The sequence below is a fragment of the Promicromonospora sp. MS192 genome, assembly GCF_049532985.1.
In the GTDB taxonomy this organism is placed as follows: Bacteria; Actinomycetota; Actinomycetes; order Actinomycetales; family Cellulomonadaceae; genus Promicromonospora.
The window spans coordinates 887,505-909,268 of sequence record NZ_CP186693.1 but is presented as its reverse complement, the minus strand read 5'-3'; the positions used below and the strand labels follow the sequence as shown (position 1 = coordinate 909,268).

The 21,764-nt window shown below is 73.6% G+C and carries 15 protein-coding genes; 9 read left to right on the top strand and 6 right to left on the bottom strand.

Annotated elements, in window-relative coordinates; all coding sequences use genetic code 11:
• The first annotated feature begins 14 nt into the window (after positions 1–14).
• Positions 15–461: an alternative ribosome rescue aminoacyl-tRNA hydrolase ArfB gene (gene arfB, locus ACO229_RS04065; protein ID WP_423463864.1), complete on the top strand. Its 447-nt coding sequence runs from the start codon at positions 15–17 to the stop codon at positions 459–461.
• Between the two features lie 14 nt (positions 462–475).
• Here arfB and ACO229_RS04060 read toward each other — a convergent pair whose 3' ends face one another.
• The gene (locus tag ACO229_RS04060) at positions 476–1,435 is read right to left on the bottom strand and encodes a pyridoxamine 5'-phosphate oxidase family protein (protein ID WP_423463863.1); all 960 of its coding nucleotides are present in this window, start codon (positions 1,433–1,435) and stop codon (positions 476–478) included.
• Between the two features lie 239 nt (positions 1,436–1,674).
• Between ACO229_RS04060 and ACO229_RS04055 the strand changes: the two genes are divergently transcribed.
• Positions 1,675–4,941 (top strand): family 78 glycoside hydrolase catalytic domain, encoded by a 3,267-nt coding sequence (locus ACO229_RS04055; RefSeq protein WP_423463862.1) that lies wholly within the window; start codon positions 1,675–1,677, stop codon positions 4,939–4,941.
• Positions 4,942–5,029: 88 nt separating this feature from the next.
• Here ACO229_RS04055 and ACO229_RS04050 read toward each other — a convergent pair whose 3' ends face one another.
• The 3 genes from ACO229_RS04050 to ACO229_RS04040 all read right to left on the bottom strand — a co-directional run bounded on the left by ACO229_RS04050 (position 5,030) and on the right by ACO229_RS04040 (position 7,114).
• Entirely contained in the window at positions 5,030–5,923 is an 894-nt protein-coding gene (locus tag ACO229_RS04050; RefSeq protein ID WP_423463861.1) for a VOC family protein, read from the bottom strand.
• 79 nt (positions 5,924–6,002) lie between these two features.
• On the bottom strand, positions 6,003–6,572 hold the full coding sequence (locus ACO229_RS04045) for a pyridoxamine 5'-phosphate oxidase family protein (RefSeq protein WP_423463859.1): 570 nt from the start codon (positions 6,570–6,572) through the stop codon (positions 6,003–6,005).
• Positions 6,569–7,114: a CGNR zinc finger domain-containing protein gene (locus ACO229_RS04040; RefSeq protein ID WP_423463858.1), complete on the bottom strand. Its 546-nt coding sequence runs from the start codon at positions 7,112–7,114 to the stop codon at positions 6,569–6,571. Before ACO229_RS04040 ends, ACO229_RS04045 begins: the two co-directional genes overlap by 4 nt.
• A gap of 26 nt (positions 7,115–7,140) precedes the next feature.
• Here ACO229_RS04040 and ACO229_RS04035 point away from each other — a divergent pair, with 26 nt between their 5' ends.
• Positions 7,141–7,314 carry a hypothetical protein gene (locus ACO229_RS04035; RefSeq protein ID WP_397418396.1) on the top strand — a complete coding sequence of 58 codons (174 nt, stop codon included), beginning with the start codon at positions 7,141–7,143 and terminating at the stop codon, positions 7,312–7,314.
• Positions 7,315–7,338: 24 nt separating this feature from the next.
• On the opposite strand, the gene ACO229_RS04030 is transcribed toward ACO229_RS04035, so the two are convergent.
• Positions 7,339–9,801 (bottom strand): glycoside hydrolase family 2 protein, encoded by a 2,463-nt coding sequence (locus tag ACO229_RS04030; protein WP_423463857.1) that lies wholly within the window; start codon positions 9,799–9,801, stop codon positions 7,339–7,341.
• Between the two features lie 225 nt (positions 9,802–10,026).
• On the opposite strand from ACO229_RS04030, the gene ACO229_RS04025 reads away from it, so the two are divergent.
• Positions 10,027–12,519 carry a X2-like carbohydrate binding domain-containing protein gene (locus ACO229_RS04025; protein ID WP_423463856.1) on the top strand — a complete coding sequence of 831 codons (2,493 nt, stop codon included), beginning with the start codon at positions 10,027–10,029 and terminating at the stop codon, positions 12,517–12,519.
• A gap of 61 nt (positions 12,520–12,580) precedes the next feature.
• Here the strand turns inward: ACO229_RS04025 and ACO229_RS04020 are convergent, their stop codons facing one another.
• Positions 12,581–14,758, bottom strand: coding sequence for an alpha-galactosidase (locus tag ACO229_RS04020; protein ID WP_423463855.1), 2,178 nt, complete (start codon positions 14,756–14,758; stop codon positions 12,581–12,583).
• A gap of 111 nt (positions 14,759–14,869) precedes the next feature.
• Between ACO229_RS04020 and ACO229_RS04015 the strand changes: the two genes are divergently transcribed.
• The 5 genes from ACO229_RS04015 to ACO229_RS03995 all read left to right on the top strand — a co-directional run bounded on the left by ACO229_RS04015 (position 14,870) and on the right by ACO229_RS03995 (position 21,730).
• A complete protein-coding gene (locus tag ACO229_RS04015) occupies positions 14,870–15,820 on the top strand; it encodes a carbohydrate ABC transporter permease (RefSeq protein ID WP_397418388.1) in 951 nt (316 codons plus the stop codon).
• Positions 15,821–15,886: 66 nt separating this feature from the next.
• Positions 15,887–16,858 carry a carbohydrate ABC transporter permease gene (locus tag ACO229_RS04010; protein WP_397418386.1) on the top strand — a complete coding sequence of 324 codons (972 nt, stop codon included), beginning with the start codon at positions 15,887–15,889 and terminating at the stop codon, positions 16,856–16,858.
• Positions 16,855–19,380, top strand: coding sequence for a glycosyl hydrolase family 95 catalytic domain-containing protein (locus ACO229_RS04005; protein ID WP_423463854.1), 2,526 nt, complete (start codon positions 16,855–16,857; stop codon positions 19,378–19,380). The genes ACO229_RS04010 and ACO229_RS04005 overlap by 4 nt, the downstream gene beginning before the upstream one ends.
• Positions 19,377–20,375, top strand: a complete 999-nt coding sequence (locus ACO229_RS04000; RefSeq protein WP_423463853.1) for an acetylxylan esterase — start codon at positions 19,377–19,379, stop codon at positions 20,373–20,375. The genes ACO229_RS04005 and ACO229_RS04000 overlap by 4 nt, the downstream gene beginning before the upstream one ends.
• On the top strand, positions 20,372–21,730 hold the full coding sequence (locus ACO229_RS03995; protein ID WP_423463852.1) for an ABC transporter substrate-binding protein: 1,359 nt from the start codon (positions 20,372–20,374) through the stop codon (positions 21,728–21,730). The genes ACO229_RS04000 and ACO229_RS03995 overlap by 4 nt, the downstream gene beginning before the upstream one ends.
• The last annotated feature ends 34 nt before the right edge of the window (positions 21,731–21,764 follow it).

The following is a 21,764-nucleotide window of genomic DNA, read 5'->3' as shown; positions in this document are numbered from 1 at the left end:
GGGAGGATGGCCTCATGCCGCCCCCCGTCCGACCCGGCCTCGTCGTCAGCCCCGGGCTGACCATCCCCCGAGCCGAGCTCACCGAGCGCTTCTCCCGCTCCTCCGGGCCCGGCGGCCAGGGCGTGAACACCACCGACTCGCGCGTCGAGCTCACCTGGGACCTCCGGGCTTCCGCCGTCCTGAGCGAGGAGCAGCTCCGCCGGCTCACCGAACAGCTCGGGCACCGCCTCACCGGCGGGGTGCTCACCGTCGTCGCCTCCGAGCACCGGGAACAGCGGCGCAACCGCGACGCCGCCGCCCGGCGCCTGGCCGCCCTCGTGGCCGACGCACTGGCCCCGGGCCCGCGCGCCCGCAAGGCGACGCGGGCCACCCGCGGATCGCAGGAACGACGGCTGACGGCCAAGCGGCAGCGGTCGGACACCAAGCGGCTGCGCTCGTCGCGGCCCGGTCGCGAGGACTGACCCGGTCGCCGGGATCAGCGCGCCGCGTTCTCCGCGTCCACCCGCGCGTAGATGTCCTTGAGCTCGTCCCACGGGACCTCCGGCCGCTCCAGGCCCCGCGCGTCCAGGTAGGCCTGCGCCCGCTTCCGCAGTCCGCGTGCCATGCGGACCGTGGACGCCAGCCCGGCGGGCTGGATCCCGTCGGCCACCCGTTCCGGACGGAGCACGGGGCCACGGGGGCTCTCGACGAGCTCGCCGACGACAGCGAAGCTGCGCTGCGCGGCCAGCAGCTCGTCGTGCCGGTGGAACAGCAGGCTCGCTCGGCCGGGCCGCGCGGCGGAGTCGGGCAGCAGGAGCCCGCCGTCGGCAGGTTCGGGCACCACCCGGTCGAGGGTCGGGTGCCCGGCATCGTCCAGGCCGGCCAGGACACCGCTGGTGAAGCCGGCCAGCTCGCCGGCGAAGGGCTCCGGCACGCCCGGCACCGCGGGGACCGCGAGCGGCGAGGGCGCGGGCACCGGGGCGGCGCCGGGCAGCGGCGGGCGGGCCGTGACGGCCGTCGGCGTCACCGTGATGACCAGCCGCATGTAGTAGACGTCCATGAGCCGGCGGGCGAGCCACCCCGCCGACAGGGCCCGCGAGGAGGGCTGGGCGCGCGAGACGCGCTCCCAGAGGTCGGCGTTGCGCGAGAACCGGGTCTCGATCTCGTCCGCGCACTCGGCCACGCCCTGGAGCAGGACCTGCCCTTCGCCGTCGAGCCCGCTGCCCGTCGGGTCCGAGAAGAGCAGGGCGACGTGCGGGTCGCGGCGCACGTTGAACGCCTTCTGCGGGAACCCGATCGACGTCGAGACCACGAAGGTCTGGTCGTCGGGGCGCCACACCCCGGTGACCGGCCAGGCGATCGGCATTCCGGACCGCGTCACGGTGGCGAGCTCGCACGTGAGGTAGCTGGACATGATGCGGGCCTGGGCCGGGGCGACGAGCTGGTCGTGTTCCATGGTCTCTTTCCGGTGCGAGACGGCGAGCGGGACGGGCCCAGCCTCCCATGCACCGGCGCCCGGGCCGGACGCCGTGGTCCATCCGCACGACGTCGTCAGATCTCGGCACGCCACCTGCGGTTATCCGCCGCACACCCTGGCGGCGGGCACCCGGTCGCCCCTACACTGACGCACGCGTTTTGAAACGTTGCAATGGTGCTCGCTTTCTCACCGCGCACACGCCTGGAGGCGTCATGACCGTGGATCGCAGACTGTTCCTGAAGACCGCCGGCGTCGCGACCACCGCGGCCGCGCTACCCGTCACCGCCGCTCCCGCCACCGCCGTGCCGGCCGGCCAGGCGCCAGGCCCGGGTGCCGCCGGCGCGGTGCGGCTGACCGAGCCGCTCGTCGAGAAGAAGACCGGACCGCTCGGCATCGACGTCGGCCGTCCCCGTTTCTCGTGGACCGTCGAGGCGGACGGACGCGGCGTCGAGCAGGTGTCCTACCGGCTGCGCGTCAGCACGGGCGGGCAGCGCCCGCGCACGGTGTGGGACAGCGGGGTCGTCCGGTCGCGGGAGTCGGCGAACGTCGAGTACGACGGGCCCGCGCTGCGCGCCGCCACGGACCACACCTGGCGCGTGGACGTGGTCACGACGCACGGCTCGAGCACGACGACGGCGGCCTTCCGCACCGGCCTGTACACGGACGCCGACTGGGCCGGGGCGGCGTGGATCGGCAACGAGCGCGGCCCGGGACAGGTCACCGACCTGACCTTCGACGGCGCCGCGTGGATGTGGGCGGCGCAGGGCGAGCTGGCCGGCCAGGACCGGGCGTTCCGGATCGTCCGGGCCGCCCCGGAGGGCACGTCCGCGACCCGGGCCGAGGTGCTGGTCACGGCCGACGACTCGTTCACGCTCTGGGTGGACGGCGCCGAGACGGGGTCGACGGAGCCGGCCGAGAACGGCTGGCAGTCCTCCCGCTTCTTCACGGCCGAGCTGTCCGGGGACACCACGGTCGTGGCCGTCCGGGGCACGAACGACGCGGTCAGCGCGGGGGCGGTGCTCGCCGTCGTCCGCCTGACGTACTCGGACGGGTCGACGGCGACGCTCACGTCCGGGAGCGCCTGGAAGGCCGCGACGGACTTCCCGGCGGACTTCGCGCGGCCGGACCTGGACGACTCCGGCTGGGACCAGGCCGCCGAGATCGCCGTCTACGGCACGGGCCCGTGGGGCCGGGGTGTCCGGCTCCCGGTGCGGGACCCGCTGCCCGCGCCGCTGCTGCGCCGGGAGGTCGAGGTGGGGCCCGGTCTCGAGCGCGCCACGCTGTACCTGGCCGCGGGCGGGTACGCGAACGTGTCGCTGAACGGCGCGCCCGCCGACGACAGCGTGCTGGGACCCGGGTTCACCGACTACGACGACACCGTGCAGTACACCGCGACCGACCTGACCCGGCGGTTGCGTCCGGGCCGCAACGCGCTCGGGGTCGAGCTGGGCCGCGGCTTCTACGGGATGACGGGCGGCAACGTCTGGCGGTGGGAGGCACCGCCCTGGCACGACGAGCCCGTGGTGCGTGCGGTGCTGTACCTGGAGTACGCCGGCGGCCGGGTCGAGCACGTGGTCACGGACACGACGTGGCGTCTGGCCGCGGGGCCCACGGTGTTCGACGACCTGTACGGCGGCGAGGCCTACGACGCCCGCGAGGCCGTTCCGGGCTGGGACACGGCAGGCTTCGACGACGGCGCGTGGGCGCCCGCGTCGACGGCACCCGGCCCGCGCGGCGTGCTGGTCAACCAACGCCAGCAGCCGATCGAGGTGATCGAGTCGCTGCCCGCCGTCGAGGTGACCGAGCCCGATCCGGGTGTCTACGTGGTGAAGTTCCCCCGGGTGCTCGCGGGCTGGGTGCGGTACACCGCCACGGGTCCGGCCGGGACCACGATCCGGGCGGCGCACGGCGAGAAGCTCACCGCGGCCGGGCGCGTGAACCTGAGCAACAACGGCGGGTTCCAGGCCGGTTTCCAGACCGACCGCTTCACCCTGGCCGGCACCGGGCAGGCGGAGACGTGGGAGCCGCGATTCTCGTACAAGGGCTTCCAGTACGTCGAGGTCACCGGGTGGCCGCAGGACGGTCCGCCGCCCCTGTCCGCCTTCACGGCGCAGGTGGTGCACACGGCCGCCGCCGAGACCGGCACGTTCGACAGCTCCAGCGAGATCATGAACCGCACCCACCGGGCCGTGGTGGACACGCTGACCAACAACATCCACGGCATCCCGACCGACACCCCGATGTTCGAGAAGAACGGCTGGACGGGCGACGCCGCCGTGGGCGCGGAGATGTTCCTGCTGAACCTCGACGTGCACGAGCTGTTCGCCAAGTGGCTGCGTGACGTGCACGAGACCCGCGACGAGCAGGGCCGCCCCCTGGTCATCGCGCCCAGCTCCGGCGACTGGGGCGAGTGGGGCGTGTGCCCGCCGTGGCACGCGGCATACGTGATGATCCCCTGGTGGCTGCACCAGTACGGCGGGGACTCGCGCGTGCTGGCCGAGTGCTACGACGGCATGAAGCGCTACGTCGACCTCGAGCTCGACCGCTCGGCCGGCGGCATCGTGCCCGACGCCCGGCTCGGCGACTGGGTCAGCCCCGAGGCGAGCCCCGCGGGCGGCAACGCGCCGGAGGACCTCCGGGTCTCCGCCACGGCGTTCCTGTACGCGATGACCACCTCCATGCGGCGCAGCGCGGGGTTCCTCGGCCGGACGGCCGACGTGGAGCACTTCGCCCGGAACGCCGCCACGATCAGGGCCGCCTTCAACGACGCGTTCCTCGACACGGCCGCCGGCTGCTACCGGGGCACCGGCGACCGCGGCTACCGGCAGACGCACAACGTGCTCGCCGTGGAGTTCGGCCTGGTGCCCGACGCCGCCATGACCCGGCGGGTCGTCGACAGCATCGTGGCCGACGTACGCGCCAAGGGCACGACGCTCAACACGGGCGTGCTCGGCACGAAGTGGCTGCTGCCGGTGCTCACCCGGCACGGGCACGCCGACGTGGCCTACGAGCTCGCCGTGCAGACCGCGTACCCGAGCTGGGGGTACATGATCGAGAACGGCGCCACCACGATGTGGGAGCACTGGTCACGGGAGGCCCGCTCGTACGGCCACTACTTCCTCGGCACCGTGGACGACTGGTTCTACCAGCACGTGGCCGGCATCCAGGCCTCGCCCGAGACCGGGTTCCGGGACATCACCATCGCCCCCGCGGTCACCGGGCACCTGGACCGGGCGAGCGCGTCGGTCCGCACGCCGTACGGCACCGTCGCCAGCGCGTGGCGCCGCACGGGCGGCCGGCTCCGGCTGGAGGTGACCGTCCCCGTGGGCGCCACGGCGACGGTGCGTCTGCCCGTCCCGGACCCGGCCGCCGTCACCGAGCAGGGCCGTCCCCTGCACCGCGCGGCGGGCGTCACGGACGCCCGGGCGGAGGACGGTGCCGTCCTGGTCCGGGTCGGCTCGGGACGGTACACGTTCGCGGCGTAGCGACGGTGCGGCGTAGCGACATACCTGCGGCGCGGCACGGTCCAGGCATCCTAGGCCCGGGCATCCTGGGTCCGGGCCGCCGTCCGCCTCAGGCCCGGCCCGCCTCCCGTTCGCCCTCCAGGTAGGACTCCGGCGGGTCGAACTGCGCCAGCACGAGCTCCGCGCCGAACGGGTCCCGGATGGTCGCCTCCTTGCTCCACTCACCGTCCTCGGTCCGCAGCACGGTCGCGCCGGCCCGTTGGGCGGTCGCGGCCGACGCGTCCCGGTCGGCGACCGCGAAGGCCACCGACCAGTGGGCCGGCCCGTCGCCCGGCAGCACCCCGGCCACGACGTCGGCGAAGGCGGGCGGCACGAACTCCTGCCGCTCGCGGATGCGCGGGTCGACCGTGCGCGCCAGGTGGTCGCCGTACCCGGGCACGCGTGCCATGCCCGCCCCGAGGTCGTCGCTGCGTTCCCAGCCGAGCAGCGGTCCGTAGAACCGCAGGGCAGCGTCGACGTCCGGGGTGATCAGGTTGCTGAAGTTCCACGTGCCCGGTGCGTTGACGACCTGGGCGCCGAGCCGGGTGCCCGCCTGCCACAGGCGGCCGGGCGCTCCCTGCGCGTCGACGATCCGGGCCATGCGGCCCGCGCGCTGCCCCGGGGGCCCGACGTCCTCCGGTACGGAGCTCACGAAGCCGCCCAGCCCCTCGACGCGGGCGGCGGCGTCGTCGACGTCGTCCACCGCGAGGTACGTGTGCCACGCCACCTCGCCGTCGAAGCCCGCGGCGGGTGTCGCGACGGCGGCGACGGACGTGGCGGACGTGCCGTCCAGCGACGCGACCGCGTAGCGCCCCGGGGCGCCGGCGGGCAGCATCTCCGTGAAGCGCCAGCCGAAGAGCCCGCCGTAGAACGCGAGCGCCGCGTCGACGCTCTCCGTCTCCAGGTCCACCCAGCAGGGCACGCCGTGGGGATAGGTACGGGGTGGGGCGGGTGTGTCAGCCATGGCGTCCTCCAGGTCGGTTCTGCTGCCTCCGATCCTGCCCCCTGCCACTGACATCCGCCGTGGGACGACGTCCTGTGGGTCAGGTCGCCGGGGTGTCGACCGGGTCCACGTCGTAGGCCGGCAGGCCGTCGATGCTCGTCCGGTTCTTCCGGCGCCGGTACTCCCGCTGCCCGGCCTCCCCCTTGCGCTCGAAGTACGGCCCGACCAGGTCGCGCTCACCCTCGTAGGACATGAGCGGAACGCCCCAGCCGCAGCTGTCCGAGACGCGCTCGACGTCGACCACGATGACCGCGCGGGCGCCGGGCACGTCCGTGAACCGGGCGGCGAGCGCCGGGTACTCGTCGTCGTACCGGGTCACCACGCGGCCCGTGCCGTGGAACCGCACGATGTTCGGCGCGCCCTCGAAGGCGCAGAACATCACGGTGATGCGGCCGTTCTCCCGCAGGTGCGCCACCGTCTCGCTGCCGCTGCCGGTGCCGTCCAGCCAGGCGAACGTGTGGTCGTCCAGCACGGCGAAGGTGCCGGGGATGCCCCGGGGTGAGACGTTGACGTGGCCGTCCGCCGCGAGGGGCGCGGTCGCCACGAAGAACATGGGCTGTCGATCGACGAACTCGCGCAGCCGGCCCTCGATCCGTTCGTGCAGCTTCATGGGCGCAGTCTTGCAGGCGGCTCAGGGGCGGTGCGCTCGCGGTGCCGCCGTACGGCGGCACGGTTGGCGCACCGCACCGAGCAGTACCGCTGCCGCCCGTTGCGCGTCACGTCGACGACGACGTTCGCGCAGGGCGCCGAGGCGCACCGTCCGAGCCGGTGCATCCCGCGGGTGACCAGGTGCAACGACGTCCCGACGCTGATCACGGCGCGCAGCACCGCGGACAGCACCTGGTTGTCGTCCCGGTAGTGCAGGTGCCAGCCCTCGCCGTCGTGGTCGGTGAGGCGCGGGTAGGCCGCGACGGCGGCCATCTGGGCGTTCAGGAGCGCGGCCCGCTCGGCGGGGTCGGTGGCGTCCACGACCAGCAGCCAGTCGTCGATCGCGAGCCGGGTCAGCGCGTGGTCGTCGGGCGACTCCCGGAACTCCATCGTCATGCCGAAGTCGCGTGTCCGGGCCTCGATCCCCGCGCGGTCGGCGGGCCAGTCGTCGGCGAGGGACGCGGCGAGCAGCACCGCGTACTCTCCGTAAGGGTTGAGATGCACAAGGCCATTACAGCATCGTGGGCGGCATGACGACGACCATGCCGCACGAGCACTCCTGGACCACCGGCTCCCGGCACGCGACCTCCGTGGGCCACGTGGTCTACGTGCGCTGCGCCACCTGCGGCACGCACCGCGTGGACCTCCAGCACCGCGCTGACGCGCCGCCGACGCCCCTGACCAGGACCGTCGGCGGCGCGTAGGCACCGCGCAGGCTCGCGCCGGGGCTAGCCCACCAGGTCCCCCGCGTGCCGCACGACCGGCGCCTGGCCGCGGAGCCCGGCCACGACCCCGGGGTCGCCGCCCGCGACGCGGAAGGTCATCGACTCCCCCGGCAGCAGCGTGACCAGCGCGTCGCTCGCCGACGCCGCCGCGCCGAGCCGGTCGGCGTGGACCGTCAGGTCGCGCACGAACGCATCGGTCGTGACCGTCACGTCGACGTCGCCGCCGGCCGGCGCGGCCGTCGTGACGTCGAGCCGGGGGGCGGGGTAGGCCAGGTCACGGTCCACCGCGAAGTACCGCCACGCCCGGGCCGCGCCGTCGACGTCGGCCACCAGGAGCTCGGCGGCCGGGTCGCCCGGGCTGCTCAGGGCGGGGTCGAGCGGCACGGTCGCGCTCGCCACGGACCCGGCCTCGAACGTGACGGACTGCTCGGCCAGCACCCGGCCGTCCAGCCCGCGGCGGCGCACCGTCGCGGAGCCCGACCAGGGCCGGCCGGTGTCGTTCACCAGGACGAGCGCGAGGCCGCCGGCCCGCGGCTGGATGGTGGCGAGCCGGGGCGCGAACGCGGCGCGCACCGCGAACCACGCCGGGCGGCGGCGCCCGGCCGAGTCGACCACCGCCCAGGAGGCGACCGGCCAGCAGTCGTTGAGCTGCCACACGATCGAGCCCATGTTCACCGGTCGCAGCGAGCGGAAGTGCTCGATCGCGAAGGTCAGGGCGCGCGCCTGGTTGAGCTGCATCGCCCAGTGCCAGTCCGTCATGTCCGTGGGCTCGTCGAGGTACGGGGCCAGGCCGCGCGACAGCTTGAGCGAGCCGTCCACCGCCTTCTGGTGGTGCAGCACGCCCTCGGACGACGGCGTCAGCGGGTCGTCGTGCACGGCGTCGGTGAGGGTGCGCCAGGCGGGCGGTCCCTGCCAGCCGAACTCGGAGACGAACCGCGCCCGGTCCTCCAGGAAGACCTGGTAGCCCTGCTCGTTCCAGCCGTCCCACAGGTGCACCACGCCGCGCGAGCGGTCGTTGGAGTACACCTCCGGGGTGCCGGAGTACGGGCTGCCGGGCCAGTAGAAGGCGTGCGGGCTCACCTCGGCCACGACGCGCGGCAGCACCTCCAGGTAGTACCGCTCGCCCCAGGGCCGGTCGCCGAGGCGCTCCTTCCAGCCCCAGTCGTCCCAGCCGAGCCAGTTCTCGTTGTTGCCGTTCCAGATCACCAGCGAGGGGTGCGACATCAGCCGCGCCACGTTCTCGCGCGCCTCCGCCTCGACCTCCGCCAGCATCCACTCGTGCTCCGGGTACGGCGCGCACGCGAAGGCGAAGTCCTGCCAGACCAGGAAGCCGAGCTCGTCGCACTGCGCATAGAAGTCGTCGGACTCGTACAGGCCGCCGCCCCACACGCGCAGGATGTTGGCGTTCGCCTCGGCGGCATCGCGCAGGCGGGCGGCGACGTCGTCGTGCGTGACGCGGTGCGGGAAGCAGTCGTCCGGGATCCAGTTGAAGCCGAGCGCCGCGACGGGGCGGCCGTTGACGACGAACGCGAACGACTCCCCGTCCGCGTCCGGCTCGCGGCGCACCTCGACGGAGCGGAAGCCGACGCGCCGGTCCGCCGCGTCGAGGGGCTCACCCGTCTCCCGGTCGGTCAGCCGCACCTCGACGTCGTGGAGCGGCTGGTCGCCCGAGCCGCGCGGCCACCACAGGTCGCCCTCCCCGAGGGGCACCTCGACGGTCACCTGCGCCGCCGCCTGCGCCGCGGGCACCACCACGTCGACCGCACGGCCGGCGACCCGCACCACCAGCCCGACGTCGTGCGCCGTGGTCGTCCGTTCCAGCTCGACACCCACCTCGACGACGCCGCGCCAGCCGGCGGCGTCCTGCTCGGCGCGCACCTCCACGCGGGTCTCGGCGAGGCGTGCGACCGACCACGACTCGATGCGCACCGGGCGCCAGAGGCCGGCCGTGACCAGCGTGGGGCCCCAGTCCCAGCCGAAGTTGCAGGCCATCTTGCGGATGTGGGCCGACGGCGAGTCGAACGCGCGCCGCTCCTCGTCGTCCAGATCGTCGAACGGCTCCCAGGGCGAGTCGAAGGTCACCGCGAGGCCGGCGCCGTCCGCCGGGTCCAGCGGCACCCGGTAGGAACGGAACATGTTCCGGGTCCGCAGCCGCTCGACGCCGCCCACGGTCACCGTGGCGAGCGTGTCCAGCCCGTCGAGCACGAGGTCGGTGCGCTCGGCGGACGACGGCTCGGGCAGCGTCGTCTCGTACCGCCAGCGCGAGCGCCCGATCCAGGGGGTCAGGAGCTCGTTGCGGTCCAGGTACGGGTCGTCGATCAGCCCCGCGGCCAGGAGGTCGGTGTGGACGGTGCCGGGAACCGTCGCGGTGACGGGCAGGTGGGCGAGGACGCCGGCGTCGGCGTCCGGCGCAGGTGTCTCGGCGTGCAGGGTCCAGGGTCCGGGCACGGCTGTGTGCTTGAGCATGGGAGGTCACCAGGGGTCTCGGGGCGGGTGGAGCGCGTCGAACGCTCCACGAATTTATTTCCATTGTCAAGCAACTACCTCACCGACCCTTGCGCTCGCGCCCGACCTGTGGTTATTTGAGCGCGTCAAATAATGACGGGCGCCGACCTGGCGCATCCCGCGCCGTGGAACAGTGCCGTTCCGCACGACGCCACCGCGCATCCTCGACCGAAGGAGTGCACCTCCATGACACGCTCCCGACGCCTGCTCCGGCAGGCGCTGTGCGGGCTCGCCGCCCTCGGCCTCGCGACCACCGGCAGCGCCGCCGTCGCGACCGCCGGTGTCGCGGCGCCGCAGGCACCCGCCGCGCTCACCACCGCGCTCACCACCGCGGGCACCGACCCCGCGGCACCGCCCACGCCGCCGCCCGCCGTCCCGCGCGTGGAGCCCGGCGACCTCGCCACCGCGCCGTACCTGGGCTGGAGCAGCTTCAGCATGCAGGTCTACAGCGGCGACGGCCGGTGGATCACCGCCGACCAGCTCGTGGCCCAGTCCGACGCGATGCACGAGAAGCTGCAGCCCTTCGGGTACGACCACATCAACGTGGACGCGGGCTGGAACGACGGCGTGGACGAGTACGGCCGCCCCACGCCCAGCACGTCGCTGTACCCCGACGGCCTCCAGGCCGTGATCGACCACGTGCACGACAACGGCCAGAAGTTCGGGCTGTACTTCATCCCCGGCATCGGGCCCGAGGTCTACGAGGCCGACCTGCCCGTCTGGAACGCGCCGGGCTGCAGCACCGGCGACATCGTCAAGCAGCCGCTCACCAAGGCGGACTACTGGGGCATCGGCTGGGCGCTCGACTTCGACGACCCGTGCACCACGAAGTACATCGACTCCGTCGGTGCGCTGCTGGACGAGTGGGGCGTGGACTTCGTCAAGTTCGACAGCGTGACGCCGGGCTCCGGCATCGGCGACCTGTCGCTCGACGCGCGGCGCGACGTCGCGGCATGGTCCGACGCGCTGCACAGCCGCGGCATCTGGTTCGAGCTGTCCTGGGCGCTCGACCCCCGCTACGCGGACTACTGGAAGGAGAAGGCCGACGGCTGGCGCCTCGACTGGGACGTCGAGTGCTACTGCGAGAACGAGGCACTGACCACCTGGCCCAACATCGCGCGCCTGTTCCCCAAGGCCGAGCAGTGGTGGCGCAGCACCGGGCCGGGCGGCTTCGGCGACCTCGACTCGCTCAACGTGGGCAACGGCCGCATGGACGGCCTGACGCAGGACGAGCGCCGCACGGCGACCACGCTGTGGGCCATCTCCGCGGCCCCGATGTACACGGGCAACGACCTGACCCGGCTCGACGCGTTCGGGCTCGGCCTGCTCACCAACGAGGAGGTCATCGCCGTCAACCAGGCCGCGATCCCCGCCCACCCCGTCTCGACCACGGGCAAGCGGCAGGTCTGGTACTCGCTGCAGGACGACGGGTCGTACGTCGTGGGGCTGTTCAACCTGGGCTCGACCGACGCCGACGTCACGGCGGACTGGACGGACCTGGGGCTGACCGACGGCCGGCACCAGGTGCGCGACCTGTGGGCCCGCAAGAACCTCGGCCGGTTCACGGACGGCTTCACCGCGACCGACGTGCCGCCCCACGGCGTGCGGCTGCTGCGGGTCACGCCCGCCGGGGCCGCGACGTCGGCCGTCAACGACGACGTGCTCCAGGTGGGCTACGGCGGCGACTGGCAGCGCAACGGCAACCAGGAGGTGGCGGCGACGTCGCAGGACCTCGCCGTCACGGTCGTGGCGGACGGCGACGAGCCGCCCGCACCCGGCGACACCGACGCCCGCGTGACCCGGCTCAACGACGACGCGGCCGAGATCAGCTACTCCGGGAGCTGGAGCCACAGCACCGGCCGCGGGCTCGGCGACCACGAGGACGACGTGCACTGGACCGAGAAGGACGGCGACGCGTTCGAGCTGACCTTCCGCGGCACCGGCGTGACGTACGTGACCGAGCGTGACGAGTCCCAGGGCGAGGTGGCGGTCTTCCTCGACGGCGAGCCCGTGGCCACGGTGGACGCCTCGCTGCCCGCCGGGACCCCCCGCGAGAGCCAGCAGGCGGTGTGGTCGGCGAGCGACCTGGCGGACGGCGAGCACACGCTGCGCGTCGAGAAGAAGAGCGGCCGGTTCATGCTGCTGGACCGGATCGACGTCGAGCAGGAGAACCTGGTGACGCCGAACGCGATCGTGGTACCCGACGACGGGGCGGAGGCGACCCGCGTCGAGCTCGCGCGCGACCCGGGCGAGCTCACCGGGATCCGGTACGGCGACACCGTCCTGGAGCGCGGTGCCGACTACACCGTGGACGGCTCGGCCGTCGTGCTGTCGGCCGGCTTCCTGACGGCGCTGCCGGCGGGCGACACCGCCCTGACCTTCGGGTTCCGCGGCGACGCCGCGGACGACGTGCACACGGCGCAGGGCGCGGCGTGGACCGACCTGACGTTCACGGGCACCGGCGTGACCTGGGTCGCGCCGACGGCGCCGGACCAGGGACCGGTCCACGTCTACGTGGACGGGGTGCTCGCCGAGACGGTCGACACCCGCACCGCGACCCGCCGCACGCAGCAGGAGCTGTACTCGGTCGCGGGCCTGCGCCGCGGCGAGCACCGCGTCGTGGTGCTGAACGGCTCGGACGCACCGATGCGCACGGACGGCTTCCGCTACACCCGCTGACCAGCGACCGCGTGCCAGACGCTCAGGTCACCTGCCGACCTGAGCGTCTGACGCGCGGGGGTCACACCGAGGTGAGCTCCAGGACCAGCGCCGAGGCCGGGTGGAGCACCGGGAGGGGCAGACCCGCGCCCGCCAGGATCGCTCCGGGCACCCGGAAGCCCTCCGTGCTCCGAGCACGCGCGAGCCAGGCGGGCTCCTGGCCGTGCACCGCGGCCGGACCGAAGGCGTCCGGTACGCGCACCACGTAGTCCCGGTCGCGGTCCAGCCCCGGGAACGGCACGCGGGCCGCCTGGGGACCCGCCGAGCTCGCCAGCCGCACCCAGGCGAACAGCGCCTGCGCGCCGTCCTGGGCGACGGTGCCGTGCAGCAGCGTCTGGTCGTCGGCCAGGTCGGCGTGCACCCGCACTCCCCAGTGCAGCAGGGGCCGCCGGGAGGTCACGAACGTCGCCCAGGACGCGAGCTGCGCCATCTCCTCGTCGGTGCAGCCGGTGATGTCCCACTCGATGCCCGGTGCCGCGAACGCCGCCGTCACGAGCCGGAACGACAGGTCGGTGACGCGGTTCGTGGTGTGCGCCCGCGCCGCGCCGACGTGCGACCCGAGCAGCTCGGGCGGCAGCAGCAGCTCGCTCCAGCGCTGGATCTGCTGGCGCTCCACGGGGTCGTTGCAGTCCGACGTCCAGACCCGGTCGGTGCGCTCCAGGATGCCCAGGTCGATGCGCCCGCCACCCGACGCGCAGCTCTCGATCTCCAGCGTCGGGTGCCGCTCACGCAGCTCGTCGAGCAGGGCGTACAGCGCGAGCGTCTGCCGCCGCACCCCCGGACGGTCGCCGTCGGCGCCGCCGCGGACCACCGCCTCGTGCAGCTCGCGGTTGTGGTCCCACTTGATGTACGCGATGTCGTAGCGCTCCACGAGCTTCGAGATCGACTCGACGAGGTACGCGTACGCGTCGGGGTGCGCGACGTCGAGCACGTACTGGTTGCGGAAGCTCGCCCCCACGCCCGCCGACGGCGCCAGCAGCCACTCCGGGTGCAGCCGCGCCAGGTCGGAGTCGAGGTTGACCATCTCGGGCTCGAACCACAGCCCGAACTCCATGCCCGCGGCGTGCACGCGCTCCACGAACGGGTCGAGCCCGTCGGGCCAGACGTCCGCCTCGATCTGCCAGTCGCCGAGCCCCGCCGTGTCGTCACGGCGGCCGCGGAACCAGCCGTCGTCGAGCACGATCCGCTCGACACCCACGCGGGCCGCGCGGTCCACGAGCTCGCCCAGCCGCCCGAGGTCGTGGTCGAAGTAGACGGCCTCCCACGTGTTGAGCACCAGGGGCTGCGGGGTGGAGCGGGGACGGCGCGTGCGCGCGCGGCGGTGGAACCGGTCGGCGAGGCCGTCGAGCCCGGCGTCCGACCAGGCGAAGAGCACGTCGGGCGCCTCGTACCGCTCGCCGGGACCCAGCCGCACCTCGCCGGGCCGCGGCAGGTCGCCGCCGCCGATCACCGCGCCGTGCACACCGGCACCCTCGGGCAGCCGCTGCGCGATCCACCGCTGGTCGCCGCTCCAGGCCACGTGCGCGGCCCACACCTCACCCGCGCGGTGCGCGAAGCCCGGCGTGCCCGCCACCAGCAGGTAGGGCGAGTCGAGGCCGGGCTTGCCCCGGCGCACCTCGCGCACGTGGGCGCCGTCCACGAGCGGCAGGCGCTGCGGTGCGCGCTCCCGGCTCCAGCGCCCGCTGAAGTCCAGCACCTGCGTCGCACGGGCAGGCACCGGCAGGAGCGCCGTGACGTGCGACAGGTCGTACGTGCCGGACCCCTGCGCCGTGACCGACCACCGCACGCGCAGCACCCCGGTCGGCTCCAGCTCGAGCTCGGCCGCGAGGGCGAGGTCCGCGATCGGCTCGCGCACGTCCAGCCGCACGGTGCCGCCGACGCCGTCGTCCGGCACCTCGACGGTCGCGCCGCTCAGCACCGGGCGGGGCGTCGTCGCCGTGCCGCCGCGGTGCCCCTCGATGCCGGGAAACCCCGACCAGGAGTCGCGCTCGACGGGCAGCAGCGTGAGCACGCGGGGCGTCTCCGGCGAGTTGGCCACCCGCGCCGGCACACCGGACTCCCGCAGCGCGGCGACGCCGTCGGGACCCACGTCGCCGAGGTCCGCGCCCCAGTGCAGCACCTGGGGCATCTCGCCCTCCAGGTCGAGCACGAGCGACACCCCAGCCGCACGCAGCACCGCGTATCCATCACCAGCAGACATCTTCACCACCCCGGATCGACTTTCTTGACAGTGGAAACTTAGTCGCTCTACGCTGTCGGCGGCAAGCGAGGTGTCTGCCTCCTTGCAGCTCGACGACGAGGGATGAGGCCGATGGCGATCTCCACGACAACCCCGTCACGCGGACGCCGCGCGACGCGGGACACAGGCTCGGTACGGCACGGGGGATCACCCGCGCACCGGGGCGACGCACGCCTGGCCTGGGTGCTGGTCGCACCCGCCGTCGTGGGCTTCCTGGTGTTCGCCGCCTACCCGACGCTGCGGGGCATCTACCTGAGCTTCACCGACTTCCGCGTGCTCACCCCGCCGCAGTGGACCGGCCTGGACAACCTGCGGCGCCTCGTCGCCGACGAGGTCTTCTGGCACTCGCTCGGCGTCACGGCGTACTTCGTCGTGCTGTCCGTGGTGATCGGGATGGCCCTGTCGGTGACGACGGCGGTGGTGCTGCACCGGCTGACGGCGTCCACCCTGCTGCGCGGCGTCATCATCCTGCCGTTCCTCATCTCGGGCGTGGTCGCGGCGACCACCTGGTCGTGGATGCTCGACGCCCAGCTCGGCATCGTGAACATCGCGATCCGCCAGCTCGGTCTCGACCCCGTGTTCTTCCTGGGCTCCAGCAAGTGGGCCATCCCGACGATCGCGCTGATCAGCGTCTGGAAGGGCATGGGCTACAACGCGATCATCGTGTTCGCCGGCCTGCAGACCATCCCGCCGTCCATCTACGAGGCGGGCCGCATCGACGGCGCCACCGAGGTGCAGATGTTCCGGCGCCTCACCCTGCCCCTCCTGCGGCCGGTGCTGGCGATGGTGCTGGTGCTGACCGTGATCGGCTCGTTCCAGGTCTTCGACATCGTCGCCGTGACCACGCAGGGCGGCCCCGCGCGCGCCTCCAACGTGCTGCAGCTCTACATCTACGACAAGGCGTTCGGCCAGTTCGAGTTCGGCTACGCCGCGACGATGTCGCTCGCGCTGTTCGCGATGCTCATCGCCATCACCTTCCTGCAGATGCGCCTGCTGCGCGCCGACGAGTCGGACACCGACTGACCGTCGCCGTCGCCCCGCCCTGCCCACGAACCAGCGAGTCGTCCTGAACCAGCGAGGAGCTCCCGCATGTCCGCAACCACGTCCCCGGCGCGCGCCCTGACCGGCGCACCCGCCGGCACCGGCGCACCGGCCCGGGCCCACCACCGGCCGTCGTCCGCACGACGCCGCCTCAGCCCCGGGCGCGCCCTCGCCTGGACCTACCTCGGCGCCGTCGTGCTCGTGACGATCTTCCCGTTCTACTGGATCGTGCGGACGTCGTTCTCCAACAACTACGCGCTCATCACCAACCCGTCGTCGCTGCTGCCGGCGGACTTCACGCTCGGCGCGTTCCGGAGGGTGCTGGGCATCGCGACGTCCGCGGAGTCGCTGGCGGAGGGCGGCTCCGGCGCCAGCATCAACATCCTGCACTTCGCCCTGAACTCGCTGGTCTTCGCGACGCTCCAGACCGGGCTGGTGGTGTTCTTCTCGCTGATCGCCGCCTACGCCTTCGCCCGCCTGCACTGGAAGGGCCGCGACCTGGTCTTCTCCGTGCTGCTCACGGCGCTGATGGTCCCGGGCATCCTGACGCTGCTGCCGAACTTCGTGCTGGTCAAGGACCTGGGCCTGCTCAACACGTTCGGCGGCCTGATCCTGCCGGGTGCGCTGTTCTCGGCGTTCAACATCTTCTTCCTGCGGCAGTTCATGCTCGGCCTCAGCCACGAGATCGAGGAGGCGGCGCTCATCGACGGCGCGAGCCGGCTGCGCGTGCTGTTCCAGATCACGCTGCCCATGACGTCCGGCCCCGTGACGACGCTGTCGATCCTGGGCTTCATCGGGGCCTGGAACGACTACTTCTGGCCGCTCCTGGTCACCAGCGACGACAGCGTGCGGCCGCTGACCCTCGCGCTGGCCGTGTTCAAGCAGTCCTCGCCGCAGGCCGCACCCGACTGGGCCGGGCTGATGGCCGCCACGCTGGTCGCGGCGCTGCCCATGCTGCTGCTGTTCGTCGCGTTCGGCCGCCGCATCGTGGACTCCATCGGCTTCTCGGGGCTCAAGTGAGCGCCGCACCGGGCCCCGTCCGCCTGCGCTGGACCGAGCCTGCCCCGCACTGGACCGCGGCCACACCCGTCGGCAACGGCGAGATCGGCGGCATGGTGCTCGGCGACGCCCGCGGCCGCGTGACGCTCAACGACTCGTCGCTGTGGTCCGGCACCCCCGACGGTCCCCGGCAGGCGCTCGACGCCGTCCTCGCCGGCGGCGCCGGACCGGACCGCCTCGCCGAGGTGCGCGACGCCGTCGCCCGGCACGACGACGCGGCGGCCGAGCGGCTGCTGCGCACCTTCGAGGGCCCGTGGAGCCAGGAGTTCCTGCCGCTGGGCGACCTCGGCCTGGACCTGGGCCGGATCGACGCGGCCGGGTACGAGCGGGTGCTCGACCTGGCCTGCGCCGTGGTCGACGAGTCGTTCCTGGTCGACGGCGTGCGCGTGCGCCGCAGCACCTGGGCGGGGGCGGCCGACGGCGCGCTGTTCGTCGAGCTCGTCGCCGACGCACCGGTCTCGGCCGTGCTGCGCCTGCGCTCGCCCCTGCGGGTCGTGGACGCCGACGCCCGGGCGCAGGGTCCCGGGAGCGCGCACCTGGCGCTGCTCGTCGAGGCACCGATCGACGGCGCGCCGCAGCACGAGCCGGACGCCGTCGCCCACGTGTGGCGGGACGGCGGGCCGGGGTTCGACCCCGTCGCGGCCGTCGCCGTGGCGCTGCACACCGACGGGACGGCAACCGTCCGGCCGGCCGGCCACGCTGCCGGGACGGGCACCGGCGACACGCCGCCGCCGGCCGGGTACGAGGTCGTGGTCACGGGGGCACGCCGGATCCTGCTCGCCACCACCACCGAGACGAACACGCGCCGCTGGTGGCGGCACGAGCCGCCCGCGACCGGCGACGCGCTGGTCGCCCGCGCGGCCCGGCGAGCCGGGCGCCTCGCGGCGACCGACGGCGGCGAGCTGCGCATCCGGCACGAGACCGACGCCCGGGAGCTCCTCGGGCGGTCGGGCCTGGAGATCGGCCGCGACGCACAGGACGACGGGCACGCCGCCGTCCCCGCGACGGGTGAACCCGTCGACGTCGCGACCCTCCTCGCGGACGGCGACGACCGCGCGCTGGCCCCGGTGCTGTACGCCTACGGGCGCTACCTGCTCGTCTCGTCGTCGCGGCCCGGGTCACCGCCGGCGAACCTCCAGGGCATCTGGAACGCGTCGATGCGGCCGCCGTGGTCGTCCAACTACACGATCAACATCAACACCCAGATGAACTACTGGCTCGCCGAGCGCACCGGCCTGGGCGAGCTGCACGGACCCCTGCTCGACCTCGTCGAGCGGGTCGCCCACCAGGGACGCGCCGTCGCCGGTGCCCTCTACGGGGCGCGCGGCTGGGTGGCGCACCACAACACCGACCCGTGGGGCTGGGCGCTGCCCGTCGGCGCGGGCCACGGCGCGACGTCCTGGGCGTTCTGGCCGATGGGCGGCCTGTGGCTCGCGGACCATCTGTGGCAGCGCTGGGAGTACGGCCGCGACCGTGACGAGCTGACCGGGCGCGTGCTGCCGCTGCTGCTCGGCGCGAGCGCGTTCGCCCTGGACTGGCTGGTGCCCGACGCCGACGGCACCCTCGGCACCTCGCCGTCGACGTCCCCCGAGAACTCGTTCCGCCGCGCCGACGGGTCGACCGGAGCGGTGTCGACGTCGTCCGCGATGGACCTGACGCTGATCCGGGCCACGTTCGAGCGGACGCTCGCCGCGGCGGACCTCGCGGCCGGCGGCGCGGACGAGGCGCTGCTCGACGAGATCCGCGCGGCGCTCCCCCGCCTGGCACCCCTGCGCGTCGCGGACGACGGCACGCTGCACGAGTGGGGCGACGACGTGGTCGCGACCGACCCGCACCACCGCCACCTGTCGCCGCTGATCGGGCTGCACCCGCTCGACCTGATCGACCCGGTGCGCACCCCCGGCCTCGCGCAGGCCGCCCGCCGCACGCTCGACGCGCGCGGCCCGGGGGCCATGGGCTGGTCGTGGTCGTGGAAGATGCTGATGCGGGCCCGGCTGGGCGACGGCGACGTCGCGCGCGACCTGCTGCGCGAGGCGACCCACCCGTACACCGGTGACCCCGAGCGCGACGCCCCGGTGGACGGCTCCGAGTGGGGCGGGCTGCTGCCCAACCTGTTCTCGACGCACCCGCCGTTCCAGATCGACGGCAACTTCGGCCTGGCCGCGGCGATCGCGGAGCTGCTGGTCGGCTCCAGCGAGGGCACCCCGGAAGACCCGCTCCGTCTGCTGCCCGCCCTGCCCGCGGCCTGGCCCGATGGCCGCGTCACGGGCGTGCGCACCCGTGGCGGCATCGCGGTCGACCTCGCCTGGCGGGCCGGCCGCCCGGCCACCCTGCGGCTGCACGACGCCGTCGGCGGCGCAGCGCACGAGGTGGTCGTGACCTTCGCGGGCCTGTCCCGCACGCTGCCCGTCGACGGCGCGACGGTCCCGGTCGCGGACCTGTTCGCCGCCACGGCGGCGCCGGCCGGGACGGAGGCGTCATGACCGCGGACCCCCGCGAGGCGGCGCTGCACGCCTACCGGTCGACACAGGATCTCCCGGACGACTTCGCCGCGTTCTGGCGCGACACCCTCGCCGAGGCACGGGCCGCGAGCGCGGAGGCGCCGGCTGCCGTCCCGGTGCCCACCCCGCTGGACGCGATCGACGTCCTGGACGTGACGTTCCCCGGTTTCGCCGGCGACCCGGTACGCGCCTGGCTGCGTCTGCCGCGGCACCGCTCCGGCCCGCTGCCCGCGGTGGTCCACTTCACGGGCTACGGCGCGGGGCGCGGGCACGCCATCGACGACCTCACGTGGTCGGCGGCGGGCTACGCCCACCTCGTCATGGACACCCGTGGCCAGGGTGACGGCTCCACGCCGGACGGCCCGTGGGGTGACAGCACGGGCTACGTGACGCGCGGCCTGGCCGACCCCGCCGGGTACTACTACCGCCGCGTGTTCACGGACGCGGCCCTGGCCGTCGACGCCGTGCGCCGGCTGCCCGGTGTGGACCCCGGCCGTGTGGCCGTGCTCGGCAACAGCCAGGGCGCCGGGATCGCCCTGGCCGCCGGGTACCTCGCCGACGGGGTCCGGGCGGTGCTCGCCCAGGCACCGTTCCTCGCCGACCTGCCCGGTGCGCTGACCCTGGCCGCACAGGGCCCGTACCGCGAGCTGGCCGACCTGTTCGCCCGGGACCGGCCGCGCCGCGAGCGCGCGCTCGCCACGCTGCGCTACGTCGACGTCGTCAACTTCGCGCGCCTGGCACACGTGCCCGCGTGGTTCTCCTGCGGGCTCGACGACGACATCACTCCCCCGCAGACCGTGTTCGCCGCGCACAACGAGTACGCCGCGCCGCACGACATCGCCGTCTGGCCGGCCAACGGCCACGACGCCGGCGGAAGCCTCGACCGGCAGGGCGCGCTCGACGTGCTCGGCCGCATGCTCGGGGCCGACGCCGGCCACCTCACCCATCCGTCTCCCCTGATCGAAGAGGAATCATGAGAACGAAGCACATGCTGGGCATCGTCGCCGCAGCCGCCGTCACCCTCTCGCTGACCGCGTGCGCGGGCGGCTCGGCCGGCGGCGCCGCCGAGGAGGGTGCCCACGCGGGCACCGTCAACTGGTGGACCTGGGACGAGAAGCAGGCCGAGTCGTACAAGACCTGCCTGCCCGCCTTCCAGGAGAAGTACCCCGACATCACGGTCAACATCACCCAGTACGCGGTCGACGACTACTTCACCAAGCTCACCGCGGGCTTCGTCGCGGGCAACGCGCCCGACGCCTTCCAGAACAGCGTCGAGTTCCTGGACTCGTACGCGCAGCAGGGCCAGCTCGAGCCGCTCGACGACTACATCGCCGAGTCGGACTACGACCTGGGCGTGTTCAACGTGGGCGTCCCGGCGTTCACGTACACGGACGACAAGCAGTACGCGCTGCCCCTGGACTTCGCCGGGTCGGCCTTCTACTACAACAAGGACATGCTCAAGGACGCGGGCCTCACCGAGGACGACGTGCAGAACATGACCTGGAACCCGGACGACGGCGGCACCTTCGACGACGTCGTGGCGCGCCTGACCGTGGACGAGAACGGCACGCGGGGCGACGAGAAGGGCTTCGACAAGGACCACGTGGCCGTGTACGGCATCGGCGCGCTCGGCACCGCCGACTACCTGGGCCAGACCACCTGGTACCAGTTCGCCGCCTCGACGGGCTGGCAGATGCGTGAGCCCGAGAGCTGGCCCACGTCGTTCGCCTTCGACGACCCGGACTTCACCGGGACGATGAGATATCTGCGTGGCCTGTCCGACCGAGGCCTGGCCCCGGAGTTCGGCCAGTTCACCGTGGGTGACACCGAGCAGCTGGGCTCGGGCTCGGTCGCGATGATCTCCGGCGGCTCGTGGTCGGCCACGACGTTCGCGAAGCTGCCGGGCCTGTCGGTGGGCATCGCGCCGAACGTGCTCGGCCCCGACGGCGAGACGCGCGTGGTCATGAGCAACTCCAACGGCAACATGCTGTGGTCGGGCAGCAAGGTCAAGCAGGCGGCCTGGGACTGGATCTCGTTCATGGGCACCGCCGAGTGCCAGGAGAGCGCCGCGCTGACGTCGGGCTCGTTCTTCCCGTCCATCCCGTCGGCCATGGACGCGCTCGCCGCCGACCAGCTCGAGCAGGGCGTCGACCTCAGCGTCTTCGTGGACTACGCGAAGAACGGCGAGTTGGAGCCGTCGCTCGCCTACGGCAACGGCGCGGAGCTCAAGTCCGAGCTGCAGCCGCTGTTCGAGGCGTACTACAGCCACCAGCGGGACGACGACGTCTGGCAGGAGGCCTCGGACAAGGCCGCCGAGATCCTGTCCAAGTGACCACCGGCCCGGGTGCGCCGTCCTGCCGGAGAGG